The following is a 12,578-nucleotide window of genomic DNA, read 5'->3' on the forward strand; positions in this document are numbered from 1 at the left end:
CTTCACAGGCCGCCGAGATCGTCCGGCACGTTGCCAAATTTCCGCAACAGCCGCGCATCGCCGAATTCGCCGATCATGGGGTCGCCGGTGCGACTGAAAGCGACCGCGCCGATACTGCCCGGCATCCGCGACATCATCTCGGCGCGCCGCAGCGCGGTGGCGGCACTCTGACACTCCTCGGCATTGCCCGCGACCAATTCACCGCGGTCGTCCTGCACAAAAGGCAGTGCAACGTAATAGGTGATATCGGCCATCGGCGTGCTCCTTGGAGCGTTTTCGAGCGACGTGGGCCCCAGAACCGAAGCTCTGGCTCGCCTCAGGCGGCGTCGTTCTTGGCCTGCTCAAAACAGGTCGCGAGCGCGTCCTGCAATTCCGCGACCTCCGTCTCGAGAAATTCGTTGGCCATGATCAGCGCCTTGATGGTGCTACGCAGATTACCGTCGCACATCGCGATCGCCTGGTCGCAGGCCTCTTCATAGCGGTTGTTGTCGGAGAACAATGACGGCACGGGCATGGCGAAGCTCCTTCCGGTTCTGGCTGGCGACCAGAGTAATGTTCCTCTTTTGTTCTTTTGGAGTCAAGTGGGCGAAAAGATCTCACGATCGGTTGCGACGGGATTGTCGCAGCCGCCTGTGGATGTCGGGGACAGTCAAACAATGCGCGCTGTCAGCGACTCCGTGCAAGGATCCCTCAACTCGTCATTCCGGGGCGCGCGAAGCGCGAGCCTGGAATCCGTTTCGCCACTTACGCGCGCGGCCCGATGGATTCCGGGTTCGTCCTTCGGACGCCCCGGAATGACGACGAAGTGGAGAATGACAAAGTGGAGAACGCCAACAGCTCACGCGATAATGTCGGGCGTGATCTGATCCTCAATGAAGGCGATACGATCGCGCAATTGCAGCTTGCGCTTCTTGAGCCGCTGCAGCATCAGCAGATCCGGCGCCGGTGACTGATGCAGCGCGTCGATGGCCGCGTCGAGATCGCGGTGCTCCTGCTGCAGCCGTGCAAGCTCTGCGTGGAGTTCGCGCTCATCTTCGTCGGTCATGGCTGTGCACTAAGAAATAAGCACGGTGGAGTTGTGGCCCGATCGCTCGGTATCAGCGTGCCGAAATATCCTCCCTCCACGCTCGCTGCGCAAGTTAAGACGGTTCCATAGGCACGCTCTGTTACAGATAACTCCGAAATTGTCGTATCGCTGATTCGCAATCCCCATCGACAGATTATTTGGCTGGTGTACACTTCTTTGTCCTGCCCGAAATTGAGGTTTAACCCACCGAGGAGATTTCGTAATGGCAATCGAGGCGCATCTGGTTGAACTGGAACGCAAGCACAAAATTCTCGAAAGCGAACTCCACGAAGCGCTCTTGCACCTATCTACAGACGACCTGCAAATCACCGAACTCAAGCGCCGCAAATTGATGGTCAAGGACGAGATCGAGCGGTTGAGACATTCCGCCGACGAAACTGTCCACTAGCCAGCCCCCCCGGTAACATATCGCAACGCACACCTCTTGATGCCGGATGGGCGCCGACGCGCTCATCCGCAAGAGAAGCTGTTGCTGCGACCGCTCACACGAGATCGCCGACATAGTCGGCGATCGCGAGCGATGATGTCAGCCCTGGGGATTCGATACCAAACAGATTGATCAATCCGGTGACGCCGTGATCACGCGGCTCCTGGATCAGGAAATCCTGCGTTGCAACCGCCGGTGGAACGATCTTCGGCCGAATCCCGGAATAGCTTGGCATCAGCGCGCCATCAGGGAGTCCGGGCCAGTATTTGCGGATTGCCGGATAGAAGCGGTCCGCGCGCGCGGGATCGACGGCGTAATCGATGCTCTCCACCCATTCCACGTCCGGTCCGAAGCGAGCCTGCCCGGCCATGTCGAGGGTGAGGTGCACGCCAAGCCCGCCAGGCTCGGGCACCGGGTAGATCAGCCGCGAAAACGGCGCCCGCGCGCTGCAACTGAAATAGTTTCCCTTGGCGAGATAGGCACATGGGATCAACTCGAGCGGCATGCCCTCGATGCCCCGGGCGACCGCTGGTGCCCCAAGGCCTGCGGCATTGACGAGCAAGTCGCATTCCAGCGTCATCGGCGCCTCGCCGCCGGCTTCGATCTCGATCCGGCCGGCCGCGGCCTTGGCGCGGAGCAGCGGGGTGTGGAACGCGAATGCCGCGCCGCAGGCCTCCGCATCGCCCCTGAGCGCCAGCATGTAGGCGTGGCTGTCGATGATCCCGGTGGACGGCGACAACAGCGCCGCGTCGCAGTTCAGCGCGGGCTCCAGCGCGCGGGCGGCTTCGCCGGAAAGCAGTTGCATATCGAGCACGCCATTGGCCCCGGCATGGGCGCGGATCGATTGCAGCTTCTCGGTCTCCTTCGGCGTGGCCGCGACGATCAGCTTGCCGCAATTGCGATAGGGAACGCCATGGTCCTCGCAATAGCAGTAAAGCGCGTGCTTGCCGCTGACGCACATTCGCGCCATCAGGCTGCCGGCGCGGTAGTAGATGCCCGCATGGATCACCTCGCTGTTGCGCGAGGAGGTCACGGTGCCGATCCCCTCAGCGGCTTCCAGCACGATCACTTCGCGCCCTGCTTGTGCGAGGCGGCGTGCGACGGCAAGCCCGATCACACCCGCTCCGATGACGACGCAATCAACTCTGTCCATGGATCCTTCAAGTCCGGGAAATGGCGCGAATAGGGTTCTGTTGCTTGTTGTCTATCCGTGCCTTCGTGGCAACGCCTCGAAATGGGAGTCGCGACGCACCGCCATTAGTGCGGTATTAATCATGTCAGGGCAATTGCCCCAAATTAAGCCACATTTTCCGGTTGCATCACGCGGCGTTTACCCGATCCAAACGGCCAAGGCCAGACACTGTAATGCGGAAATCCGCAAGGTGACGGAATGGCTGGCAAGAAGGGGCAGGCAGGCGGGGGGAATCTGATTCCGGCGCTGGCCGTCGTGTGTCTTGTCGCCGCCGTTGCGTCGGCTGGACTGGCTCTTGCGGCAGCCGCCGGCTTTGCACCGTCGACCCATACCGGTACGCTTGCCCCCGACCTGCTCTGGGAGCTTCTGATCGGCGGCATCGTCGTCGCCTCCTTCCTCGGTGCGATCACGTTCTCGGTGCTTTCGGCGCTGCGAAGGATGCAGCGCGTACAACTCCGGCGCAGTGCTTTCGTCAGCTCCGCCCTCAACCATCTGAACCAGGGCGTGGTGATGACCGATGAGCAAAAGCGGATCGTGTTCTGCAACGACCGGTACCTTGAGATCTATGGTCTGTCGCGCTCTGACATACCGCGCAACATGACCGGGCCCGAACTGCTGGAAATGCGCTACAGGCGCGGTCTACTGGATGTCACCCCTGCGGAGTTCTACACCCGGGCGGCCGATCCCGAAGGCATGGTGACAGAACTGCCCAACGGCAAATCGGTCGTGGTCCGGCATTTCGGGCTGCCTAATGGTGGATCGATCGCGACGCACGAGGACTGCACCGACCAGCGGCATCTGTCGCGCAAGCTCGCATCCACCACCCAGTTCCTGGAGTCGGTGCTCGACAACGTACCGGTCTGTGTGGCCGCGAAAAACATCGAGGACGGCCGCTACATCTTCGCCAACCGCGCCTTTGAGCGGTTCTCGCGCTTCTCGCGCGATCGCATCGTCGGCAAGCGTGCCGAGGAGATCTTTCATCCCGAGACGGCGGCTAGCATCGGCGCCGCCGACAAGGCGGCGCTGGAGGCGCCGGAAGGCGCTTTCCGCAACGAGTTCTGGGTCCAGCGTGGCTCGGAGCGGCGCATTCTGGCCTCCAATCGCGTGATCGCGCGCAACGAGAACGGCGAGCCGAAATTCCTGATCGCCTTGTTCGATGACGTCACCGACCGCCGTTCGCTGTCGCGGGAATTGGAGAACGCCAAGAAATTCCTGGAGCTCGTGGTCGACAACATTCCCGTCTCGCTGATCGTCGAGCGCGTCAGCGACGGCCGATACCTGCTCGCCAACCGTTCGGCAGAGACCATCCTCAACCGCAGGCGCGAGGACGCCACCGGGCTGACTGCAACGGATATCTTCAATCCGCGCGAGGCCAAGCTGATCATCGCGCGCGACGAGGCCGCGATCAAGAAACGCGGCCTGCTCACCGAGGAACATCCGATCTCGACCAAGGACGGCTTGCGGCTGTTCCTGACCCGCCGGATGACGGTGCTCGACGAGCACGGCGAGCCGCAATACCTGATCAAGACGCATGAGGACGTCACCGATCGGCGCCAGACCGAATCGCGCATGGCCCATATGGCCTATCACGATGGTTTGACCGACCTGCCGAACCGTGCCGCCTTCCTGCAGGCGCTGGCGCAGATGATCGAGGCCTGTGGCGGCACCGACGAGGAATTCGCCGTGCTTTGCGTCGACCTCGACGGCCTGAAAGAGATCAATGATGTGTTCGGGCATGCCGTCGGCGACAAATTGCTGATCGAGGTGGCCCAGCGCCTGCAGGCCGCGGCGCGCGGCGGCGTGGTGGCGCGCCTGTCCGGCGACGAATTCGGCCTGATCATCGACGGCAAGCAGCCAGCCGCCGGCATCGTCCTCGCCGAGCAGGTGGCGCAGGCGCTCGCCCAGGAATTCTCGATCGACGGTAAATCGGTTCGCACCGGCGTCACCGCGGGCATCTCGGTGTTCCCGCATAATGGCTCGGATGCGGCCTCGCTGCTCGCCAATGCCGGTGCGGCGCTGTTCCGGGCGAAGGCGAAATCGCGCGGCACGATCTCGATCTACGAGCCCGAAATGGACCAGCAGATCCGAGATCGGCGCGTGCTGCATCAGGATCTCTCCGCCGCGATCCGGAACGGCGAATTGTCGCTCTACTACCAGCCGTTGGCTGGGGCGGCCGCAACGGCCGCCGAGAGCACCGTGATTGGTTTCGAGGCCCTGGCACGTTGGCAGCATCCGGCGCGCGGCTTCGTTTCGCCTGCAGATTTCATTCCGCTTGCGGAAGAGGGCGGCCTGATCGTGGAGATGGGCGAATGGATCCTGCGCGAGGCCTGCCGCGAAGCAGCATCCTGGAAGCAGCCGCTGCAGATCGCGGTCAACCTCTCGCCGGCGCAGTTCATGCACGGCGACCTGGTCGGCCTCGTGCACTCGATCCTGCTCGAAACCGGCTTGCGGCCGGACAGGCTCGAGCTTGAAATCACCGAGGGTGTGCTGATCGAGGATTTCGATCGCGGGCTTGCGCTGCTCAGGCGGCTGAAGGCACTCGGCGTGCGCATCTCGATGGACGATTTCGGCAGTGGCTACTCCTCGCTGAGCTATCTGCAGGCGTTTCCCTTCGACAAGATCAAGATCGACCGCGCCTTTGTCATCAATCTCGGCCGCAATCCGCAATCGGCTGCGATCGTCCGCGCCGTCATCGATCTCGGTCACGGTTTGCAGATGTCGATCGTCGCCGAGGGCGTGGAAACTGAGGAGCAGCTCGCCTTCCTGGCAAAGGAGGGCTGCGACGCCGTGCAGGGCTACCTGATCGGTAAACCGGCGCCGGTCGGTCAGTACGCGGCGTTGGTCGGCGACCCCAGCAACGTCGTGGAGCTCGTCCGCAAGACCGGCTAGTCCGGTTAGATTTCGTTGCCCGAGCCTTCATCTCCTCCACGCGAGAGCGTTATGACACGGGTGTGCTGTCCTCGCGGCCCGTTTAGTCCAGTCTTAACCATCAGGCGTCTTTTACTTTTTCGTCGAAGATCTCGCACTGTAGTCTTGTAATCGGTCAGTGCGGAGGATGCCGTGGATCAGCGGGATTGGAGCCGCGTCGAGCAGGAACTCGGCGAGCTCTCGCCAAAGGTGAAGAGGTCTCCGGACGAGCAGCCAGCTCCAGCGCAAAGCAGTTTGGCAAATCCGGTTATGGCATCGGACCAGGACTCGACAGAAGCAATCCTCGAGCAGATCGCTCAGGCCCTCGAAAGAGATGGAATCGTCAGGAAACGCCCCTGAGAACCGACCTCCGAGTCCGCCTGGTATGCGCGAGCGACCAGACGACCCGTTCTCCGACCGAAATTCGGATGTGTGAGTACACGCCCTAGCGGGCCGCAGCACCTTCCATGTTGATCTGATGGACGCGAGCGCGCGACATGCGTCAGCGCGAAATCGGGATCTTCGGCGATGGCCGCATCAAAGGCCGCATCCGCGCCATGCCAAGCCGCAAGGATGCACTCGATGCCATCACGGTAGACGCCGCGGCGCGATCGGAAGCGGTCGTCAGCGGCAGGTGACAGCGGTCCCGGTTCATCATCCGTCCTCCTGACGTGAGGGCGAAATCTGGCAGAGGCGGCTGCGACAACAATATTGCGGAAGACGCCGCGTGAAGCGGTTGAGCCAGTGGCGATCCGCCGCTAGCTTGCGGTCACGATCGGGCTAAAGGAAATCATGGCTGAGGAACTGGCGAACAGCGCAAGTCATTCGACGACGGAAAAAACCGTGCCGCAGAGGGTGACCGATATGCCGCTGCTGCGCATCGAGGGCATCACGAAAAGGTTCGGCAACTTCAGTGCGGTCAATCAGCTCTCGCTCGATATCCGCGCCGGTGAATTCTTCGCCCTGCTTGGCCCGAGCGGCTGCGGCAAAACCACGCTGTTGCGCATGCTTGCGGGATTCGAGGCCCCGGACGAGGGACACATCCTGCTCGCTGGCCGTGACATCGCGCAGGTGATGCCGCATGAGCGGCCCGTCAATATCATGTTCCAGAATTATGCGCTGTTTCCGCATCTCTCGGTGTATGACAACATCGCCTTCGGCTTGCGGCGTGCCGGTATGGAGCGCGGCGAGATCGCGACTCGCGTCGCCGAGATGGTGACCCTCGTCAAGCTCGAGGGGATGGAGAAACGCAAGCCCGACCAGCTTTCCGGCGGCCAGCGGCAGCGCGTGGCCCTGGCGCGCTCGCTGGCGCGCCGGCCGCAGGTGCTGCTGCTCGACGAGCCCTTGGCCGCGCTCGACAAGAAATTGCGCGAGAGCACGCAGGCAGAATTGATGGAACTGCAGCGCCGCCTTGGCATGACCTTCATCATCGTCACGCACGACCAGGAAGAAGCGATGGCGATGGCGAGCCGGATCGGGGTGATGGACGCTGGCTGCCTGGCGCAGGTCGCAACCCCGCGTGATCTTTATGAGGCGCCAGCTTCGCGCTGGGTCGCCGAGTTCGTCGGCGACGTCAATCTGTTCGAAGGGCAGGTCATCTCCCGCGAGCACGGCAGACTGAAGGTCACGACCCGCGAAGCCGGGATCATCACCGTGGCTGAACCTCGCCAGCCGGTGACGAAAGAGACCGTTACCGTCGCGGTCCGGCCCGAGAAAATCAAATTGTCACGACGTGGACTGGCGTCGGGCGTCGACGCGTTGCAAGCGATCAACCGGTTCGAGGGCGAGGTCGCGGCGATCAATTATCTCGGCGGCCTGACCGCGTACAGGATCAGGCTCGACAACGGCGCCGTGGTGCGCTCGGTGATGGCCAATACCGCGCGGCTTGATTTGGACGGCTATGGCTCGAGCGAACGCGTGGCGGCCTGGTTTGCGCCCGACGACGGTATGGTGCTCCAGCAATGAGCACGCGCCGCATCTTTGCCCGTCCGGCGCGCTATGCCGCCATCGCACCCTATCTCTGGATGGCACTGTTTTTCCTGGTGCCGTTCGGCCTTGTGCTGAAGATCAGCCTGTCGCAGACCGCGATCGCACAGCCGCCCTATACGCCAGTATTCGACCTGAGCGAGGGGTGGCAAGCGTTGAAGGCTGCGTTCGAGGAACTGTCGCTGGACAATTTTCGGCTGCTGCTCTCTGACAATCTCTACATCCTGTCCTATCTCCGCAGCCTCGTCGTTGCCGCGACATCGACGCTGATCCTGATCTTGATCGGCTATCCCATCGCCTACGGCATGGCGCGGCTGCCGCAGCGCTGGCAGGGTCTCGCGATGACTTTGGTCATCGTGCCGTTCTGGACGTCGTTCCTGATCCGTGTCTATGCCTGGATCAACATCTTGCAGCATGACGGCTTGTTCAACCGGATCCTGCTCGCTTTGCACCTGGTGTCCGAGCCGGTCACTTGGCTTTCGACCGACACCGCGATGTATATCGGCATCGTCTATTCCTATCTGCCGTTCATGATCCTGCCGCTCTACGCCACGCTCGCAAAAATGGACCGCGCGCTGCTGGAAGCCGCCGAAGATCTGGGCGCTTCGCCGTGGAAGGCCTTCTGGCTCGTGACGTTTCCGCTGTCGCTTCCGGGCGTCGGGGCAGGGGTGTTGCTGTGCTTTATTCCGATCGTCGGCGAGTTCGTGATCCCCGATCTCCTGGCCGGCTCCAATTCGCTGATGATCGGCCAGACGCTCTGGCTCGAATTCTTCACCAACAAGGATTGGCCGGTGGCGTCTGCCGTCGCGATTGCGCTGTTGCTTCTGCTCGTGCCGCCGCTCGTGCTCTATGACCGGCTGCAGCGCCGGCAGGTTGAGGGCCGACACTGATGGCGCACACCGTGAACCGGCTTTCGCGCTTCAACATGACCGCGCTGGCGCTCGGGCTGGCGTTCCTTTACCTGCCGATCGTGATCCTCGTGATCTATTCGTTCAATGCGTCGCGGCTGGTGAACGTGTGGGGCGGCTGGTCGCTGCGCTGGTACGTCGAGTTCTTCAACGATCGCGCCATGCTCGAAGCCGCCTGGATGAGCCTGCGCGTTGCTGCGGTTTCCGCCACATTGGCGACGCTGCTCGGGACGCTCGCGGCCATAGGCCTGGCGCGTGGCGAACGCTTTGCCGGCCGCGCGCTGTTCTCGGGCATGCTCTATTCGCCGCTGGTGATGCCGGAGGTAATCTCGGGCCTCTCGCTGCTCCTCTTGTTCGTGGCGCTGAACGCCGAGCGCGGCTTCTGGACGGTGACCATCGCACACACCACGCTGACCATGTGCTTCGTCACCGTGGTGGTGCAGTCGCGCCTTACGTCGCTCGACCGCAGCCTGGAGGAAGCCGCGATGGACCTCGGCTGCAATCCGGTGAAGGCATTCCTGATGGTGACGCTGCCGCTGATCATTCCCGCCATTGTCGCCGGCTGGATGCTCGCCTTCACGCTGTCGCTCGACGACGTCGTGATCGCAAGCTTCACCACCGGTCCGGGCTCGGCGACGCTGCCGATCCGGATCTATTCGGAAGTGCGGCTCGGGGTGAAGCCGGAGATCAACGCGATCTCTACCCTGGTGATCGCATTGATCGCGGTGCTGATCGTAGCCGCCTCGTTCGCCTCGAAACTGTCGAGTTCCCAGGGCGAGAGCGCCGTGCCGCTGTGAGCGGTCACGACTTCACCGCGCCCGCGGTGAGGCCGCCGACCATGTAGCGCTTGAAGGCGTAGTAGATGGCGGCCGGCGGCAGCGCGTAGATGAAGCCCGTCGTCATCAAGAGCTCCCAGGGCGAATCGTCGGCGGCGAGGAAGTTGCCGAGCGCGACCGGAAGGGTGATGTCGGTGTCCTTTGACAGCAGCAGGAACGCGTAGAGATATTCGTTCCAGGCGAGCAGGATTGCGTAGGTGCCGACCGCGACCAGCGAGGGCATCATCAGCGGCACATAGACCAGGCGGAACAATTGCAGCGTGGTCGCGCCGTCCATGGTCGCGGCTTCGTCGAGCTCAACCGGCAATTTGTCGGATGCCTGCTTCAGCACCCAGATCGCGTAAGGTGAGGCGATGGTCACCATCGCCAGGATCAGCGACCAGTGACTGTTGAGCAATCCGTAATTGCCCATGGTGCGGTACATCGGCACGGCCAGGAACGCGGCCGGGATGAAATAAGTGAACAGCGCCAGATTCATCACGGCGCGGCCGCCGGGCGCGCGCAATCGCGAGATCGAGAACGCGGCTGATGTGGCGATGAACAGCGTCAGTGCGCCCGTCGCGATCGCGATCACCGTCGAATTCCCGAACTGAACCCAGAAGTCCCGCAGGAAATAGTGCTGCTGGCGGAACACAATCTCGAAATTGTGCAGCGTCGGGTGGTCGGGCCAGAGCTTGCCGGAGAACGCGTCCTCCTTCGGCGAGATCGCGAACAGGAACATGTGGTAGATCGGCACCAACGTCCAGATCAGGACGGGGATGCCGATCAGGAGCAGCTTGGCCTCGGTGCCGATCTCGCGCAGGGTAGGCAGCTTCATCGCGACAACCGTTTCATCATGAAATAGACGAGCGGCAGCACCAGCGGCAGCGCGCAGACGATCGAGGCCATTGCGAGATTGAGCTGGTCTAGCCGGAGATAGCGGATGCCGAGCGTCGACAGCACATGGGTGAGGTCGGCTGGCCCGCCGCCGGTCAAGAGATAGACGCTGTTGAAGTCGCCGAGCGTCCAGATCATCGAGAGCAGCGTGCAGGTGACATACAGCGTCCGCATCGATGGCCAGGTGATGTAGCGGAATTTCTGCCAAAAGCTTGCGCCGTCGACGGCGGCCGCCTCGAACAGATCATTGGAGATGGCGAGCCGCCCGGTCATCAGGATCAGCGTCCAGAACGGCAGCGACTTCCAGATGTGGACGGCGATCGCCATGGTCAGCGCGACCGTGGGATCGTTGAGCCAGTTCGGACCGTCGTCGGCGGTGAACTGGAAAATCAGGTGGTTGATCACGCCCCATTCCGGATTGAGCATGAAGCGCACCGACAGGATGGTCGGGATCGACGGCACCGCCCAAGGCAGGATGAACAATACCGACAGCCACCTGATCCAGGCGCGCTGCTGAACGAAGAAGCCCGACAGGAACAGCGCGACCAGCATCTTGATGTTGATGCCGATGACCAGGAAGATCAGCGTGTTGACCGCGGCGCGTGCGAAGATCGGGTCGTTATAGAGCGCGACATAGCTTTCCGGATGGCGCGCGAGCCATAGCCCGTAACCGATCGGATAGACCACGAACGCCAGGAACACGAGCGTATAGGGCGCAAGCAGCAGGATGCCCCAGGCTTGCGGCGTCGACAGCCGCGCCGACAGCGGTGGGCGCGGGACCGCGTGATCGGAAAGCGTGATCGCCATGTCTTACATCGCGTCCTACATCGCCGTGGTAGGGAAGCCGGCCGCGGCGACCGCGGCCGACTTGTTGACGTCAGCCCGCGACTTGCTTGATGCGGGCGATCAGTTCGTCGACCGCCTTGTCCACCGGCACCTTCTCGCTGACGACGCGGTTCATGGCCTTGGCCCAGACATTCTCGTTGTTCAGGATCGTGAACTTGTAGTTCTTGGTGAAGTCGAACGGCGTGGTGCCGCCGGTAAACTGGGTGTAGACCGCCTTGCGATGCCGGTCCGCCTGCCAGAACGGGCTCTTCTGGCCAGCGACCGTGACCGGGAACCAGCGGCCGAGCGCGCCCTCGACATAGGGTCCGAGGTTCTCCTCCTGCAGCAGGAATTTGACGAACTCCTTGCCCTCGGCCTTGTTCTTGGCAGCGGTGAAGATCACGCCGGTCTTGACGTCGGAACGATATTTGATCGGCGTGCCATCCGGCTTGTTCGGGAAGGACGACGTGATGATGGTTTCCTCATAGGCCTTCTTGCCGGCGGCGCGCTGCTCCGGGGTCAAAGCCTGGTTGTTGGAATCCTCGAACCATTTGGCCGCGATCGAGATCGTGAAGTTGTGGGTCATCACGGTGGTCTTGTTGTGGAAGGCGACGTTGTTGTCCGGGTCCTTCCAGGTCGTCGAGGATGGCGGCGTGCAACCCTTGATGTAAGTGTCGGTGTAATCTTTCAGCGCGTGGATCAGCCCGTCGCGCACCTTGGGAGCGTCGACCAGGAGCTTGCCGTCGTCGTCGACGAGCTTGACGTCATAGGCGTCCATGAAGGTGTAGAACGACTGGAACGAGTCGGTCGATTCCACGCCCATCGGCTGGCCGACACCGTAGATGCGATTGCCGGTCGCCTTGCGGATCGCCGGCTGCACCTTGTCGCACCAGAACGACCAGTAATCCGCCCATTTGGTCGGGATATCGCTCGGCTTGAAGCCGGCCTGCTGCAGCATGTCGCCCCAGATCTGCACATGCATGCTCTGCTGCTTCAGCGGGAAGCCGTAATAGCCCTTCTTCTTGGTCTGGTCGTTGTAGAGGTAAGCGGTCTCCAACGTATTCGGGGCGAAGGCCGATTTCATCGGCAGCAGGATGTCCGAGAGATCCTCGAGCTTGCCTTCGAACGCCCATTTGCCGCCGGCCTGCACGTCATACGTATCGGAATAGGCGACGTCGGGCACGGTGCCGGAATCGAGCGCGGCCACCGTCTTCGGGATCATGTCCTGGATTGCGTATTGCGACAGCTCGACCTTGATGCCGGTCTTGGCTTCGAACTTCTTGATCGCCTCGAGGAGCGCGTCGTCCTCGGATTTGTAGAAGCCCTTGCCCCACCAGACCGTGATCTTCTTCTCCTGCGCCATTGCCGGCGCGGTCGCGTGGATCAGCCCGACGGCAGCGACCGCGAAAGAAAACGCAGCAATCACCTTGAACTTCACGTTCTTCTCCCTGTCTTGATGCCGGCTTTTTTTAACCGGTTGGATAAAAGACTAGCGCATGGCTGCGGCCTGATCCAGATGGCGCATCGGAATCTT

The 12,578-nt window shown here is 62.1% G+C and carries 13 protein-coding genes; 6 read left to right on the forward strand and 7 right to left on the reverse strand.

What is annotated here, in order from left to right; genetic code table 11:
• Positions 1 to 2 precede the first annotated feature (2 nt).
• The 3 genes from J6497_RS02260 to J6497_RS02270 all read right to left on the reverse strand — a co-directional run bounded on the left by J6497_RS02260 (position 3) and on the right by J6497_RS02270 (position 1,045).
• The gene (locus J6497_RS02260) at positions 3 to 254 is read right to left on the reverse strand and encodes a hypothetical protein (RefSeq protein WP_225702583.1); all 252 of its coding nucleotides are present in this window, start codon (positions 252 to 254) and stop codon (positions 3 to 5) included.
• A 62-nt stretch (positions 255 to 316) separates the two neighbouring features.
• Complete coding sequence (locus tag J6497_RS02265) at positions 317 to 514, reverse strand: hypothetical protein (protein WP_225702584.1); 198 nt, start codon at positions 512 to 514, stop codon at positions 317 to 319.
• Positions 515 to 838: 324 nt separating this feature from the next.
• Positions 839 to 1,045: a YdcH family protein gene (locus tag J6497_RS02270; protein WP_225702585.1), complete on the reverse strand. Its 207-nt coding sequence runs from the start codon at positions 1,043 to 1,045 to the stop codon at positions 839 to 841.
• A 244-nt stretch (positions 1,046 to 1,289) separates the two neighbouring features.
• Here J6497_RS02270 and J6497_RS02275 point away from each other — a divergent pair, with 244 nt between their 5' ends.
• On the forward strand, positions 1,290 to 1,475 hold the full coding sequence (locus J6497_RS02275; RefSeq protein ID WP_225702586.1) for a YdcH family protein: 186 nt from the start codon (positions 1,290 to 1,292) through the stop codon (positions 1,473 to 1,475).
• Positions 1,476 to 1,569: 94 nt separating this feature from the next.
• On the opposite strand, the gene J6497_RS02280 is transcribed toward J6497_RS02275, so the two are convergent.
• Complete coding sequence (locus J6497_RS02280) at positions 1,570 to 2,667, reverse strand: NAD(P)/FAD-dependent oxidoreductase (RefSeq protein ID WP_225702587.1); 1,098 nt, start codon at positions 2,665 to 2,667, stop codon at positions 1,570 to 1,572.
• Positions 2,668 to 2,904: 237 nt separating this feature from the next.
• Between J6497_RS02280 and J6497_RS02285 the strand changes: the two genes are divergently transcribed.
• From J6497_RS02285 to J6497_RS02305, 5 genes are all read left to right on the forward strand, one after another.
• The gene (locus J6497_RS02285) at positions 2,905 to 5,595 is read left to right on the forward strand and encodes a sensor domain-containing protein (protein WP_225702588.1); all 2,691 of its coding nucleotides are present in this window, start codon (positions 2,905 to 2,907) and stop codon (positions 5,593 to 5,595) included.
• 515 nt (positions 5,596 to 6,110) lie between these two features.
• Positions 6,111 to 6,251 (forward strand): hypothetical protein, encoded by a 141-nt coding sequence (locus J6497_RS02290; RefSeq protein ID WP_225702589.1) that lies wholly within the window; start codon positions 6,111 to 6,113, stop codon positions 6,249 to 6,251.
• A 154-nt stretch (positions 6,252 to 6,405) separates the two neighbouring features.
• Complete coding sequence (locus J6497_RS02295; protein ID WP_376708149.1) at positions 6,406 to 7,578, forward strand: ABC transporter ATP-binding protein; 1,173 nt, start codon at positions 6,406 to 6,408, stop codon at positions 7,576 to 7,578.
• Entirely contained in the window at positions 7,575 to 8,489 is a 915-nt protein-coding gene (locus J6497_RS02300; protein WP_225702590.1) for an ABC transporter permease, read from the forward strand. The genes J6497_RS02295 and J6497_RS02300 overlap by 4 nt, the downstream gene beginning before the upstream one ends.
• Positions 8,489 to 9,304 (forward strand): ABC transporter permease, encoded by an 816-nt coding sequence (locus J6497_RS02305; RefSeq protein ID WP_225702591.1) that lies wholly within the window; start codon positions 8,489 to 8,491, stop codon positions 9,302 to 9,304. Before J6497_RS02300 ends, J6497_RS02305 begins: the two co-directional genes overlap by 1 nt.
• Positions 9,305 to 9,308: 4 nt before the next feature.
• On the opposite strand, the gene J6497_RS02310 is transcribed toward J6497_RS02305, so the two are convergent.
• The 3 genes from J6497_RS02310 to J6497_RS02320 form a co-directional block, all read right to left on the reverse strand.
• Positions 9,309 to 10,160 carry a carbohydrate ABC transporter permease gene (locus J6497_RS02310; RefSeq protein ID WP_225702592.1) on the reverse strand — a complete coding sequence of 284 codons (852 nt, stop codon included), beginning with the start codon at positions 10,158 to 10,160 and terminating at the stop codon, positions 9,309 to 9,311.
• Positions 10,157 to 11,026 (reverse strand): carbohydrate ABC transporter permease, encoded by an 870-nt coding sequence (locus J6497_RS02315; RefSeq protein ID WP_225702593.1) that lies wholly within the window; start codon positions 11,024 to 11,026, stop codon positions 10,157 to 10,159. Before J6497_RS02315 ends, J6497_RS02310 begins: the two co-directional genes overlap by 4 nt.
• Before the next feature lie 70 nt (positions 11,027 to 11,096).
• The gene (locus tag J6497_RS02320; protein WP_225702594.1) at positions 11,097 to 12,482 is read right to left on the reverse strand and encodes an ABC transporter substrate-binding protein; all 1,386 of its coding nucleotides are present in this window, start codon (positions 12,480 to 12,482) and stop codon (positions 11,097 to 11,099) included.
• Positions 12,483 to 12,578: the final 96 nt, after the last annotated feature.

Source organism: Bradyrhizobium cenepequi (assembly GCF_020329485.1).
Lineage (GTDB): Bacteria > Pseudomonadota > Alphaproteobacteria > Rhizobiales > Xanthobacteraceae > Bradyrhizobium > Bradyrhizobium cenepequi.

Excerpts from the sequence above, each read along its gene's own strand:
- J6497_RS02260 (WP_225702583.1), bottom strand. The coding sequence starts at position 254 with ATGGCCGATATCACCTATTACGTTGCACTGCCTTTTGTGCAGGACGAC.
- J6497_RS02265 (WP_225702584.1), bottom strand. The coding sequence starts at position 514 with ATGCCCGTGCCGTCATTGTTCTCCGACAACAACCGCTATGAAGAGGCC.
- J6497_RS02270 (WP_225702585.1), bottom strand. The coding sequence starts at position 1,045 with ATGACCGACGAAGATGAGCGCGAACTCCACGCAGAGCTTGCACGGCTG.
- J6497_RS02275 (WP_225702586.1), top strand. The coding sequence starts at position 1,290 with ATGGCAATCGAGGCGCATCTGGTTGAACTGGAACGCAAGCACAAAATT.
- J6497_RS02280 (WP_225702587.1), bottom strand. The coding sequence starts at position 2,667 with ATGGACAGAGTTGATTGCGTCGTCATCGGAGCGGGTGTGATCGGGCTT.
- J6497_RS02285 (WP_225702588.1), top strand. The coding sequence starts at position 2,905 with ATGGCTGGCAAGAAGGGGCAGGCAGGCGGGGGGAATCTGATTCCGGCG.
- J6497_RS02290 (WP_225702589.1), top strand. The coding sequence starts at position 6,111 with ATGCGTCAGCGCGAAATCGGGATCTTCGGCGATGGCCGCATCAAAGGC.
- J6497_RS02295 (WP_376708149.1), top strand. The coding sequence starts at position 6,406 with ATGGCTGAGGAACTGGCGAACAGCGCAAGTCATTCGACGACGGAAAAA.
- J6497_RS02300 (WP_225702590.1), top strand. The coding sequence starts at position 7,575 with ATGAGCACGCGCCGCATCTTTGCCCGTCCGGCGCGCTATGCCGCCATC.
- J6497_RS02305 (WP_225702591.1), top strand. The coding sequence starts at position 8,489 with ATGGCGCACACCGTGAACCGGCTTTCGCGCTTCAACATGACCGCGCTG.
- J6497_RS02310 (WP_225702592.1), bottom strand. The coding sequence starts at position 10,160 with ATGAAGCTGCCTACCCTGCGCGAGATCGGCACCGAGGCCAAGCTGCTC.
- J6497_RS02315 (WP_225702593.1), bottom strand. The coding sequence starts at position 11,026 with ATGGCGATCACGCTTTCCGATCACGCGGTCCCGCGCCCACCGCTGTCG.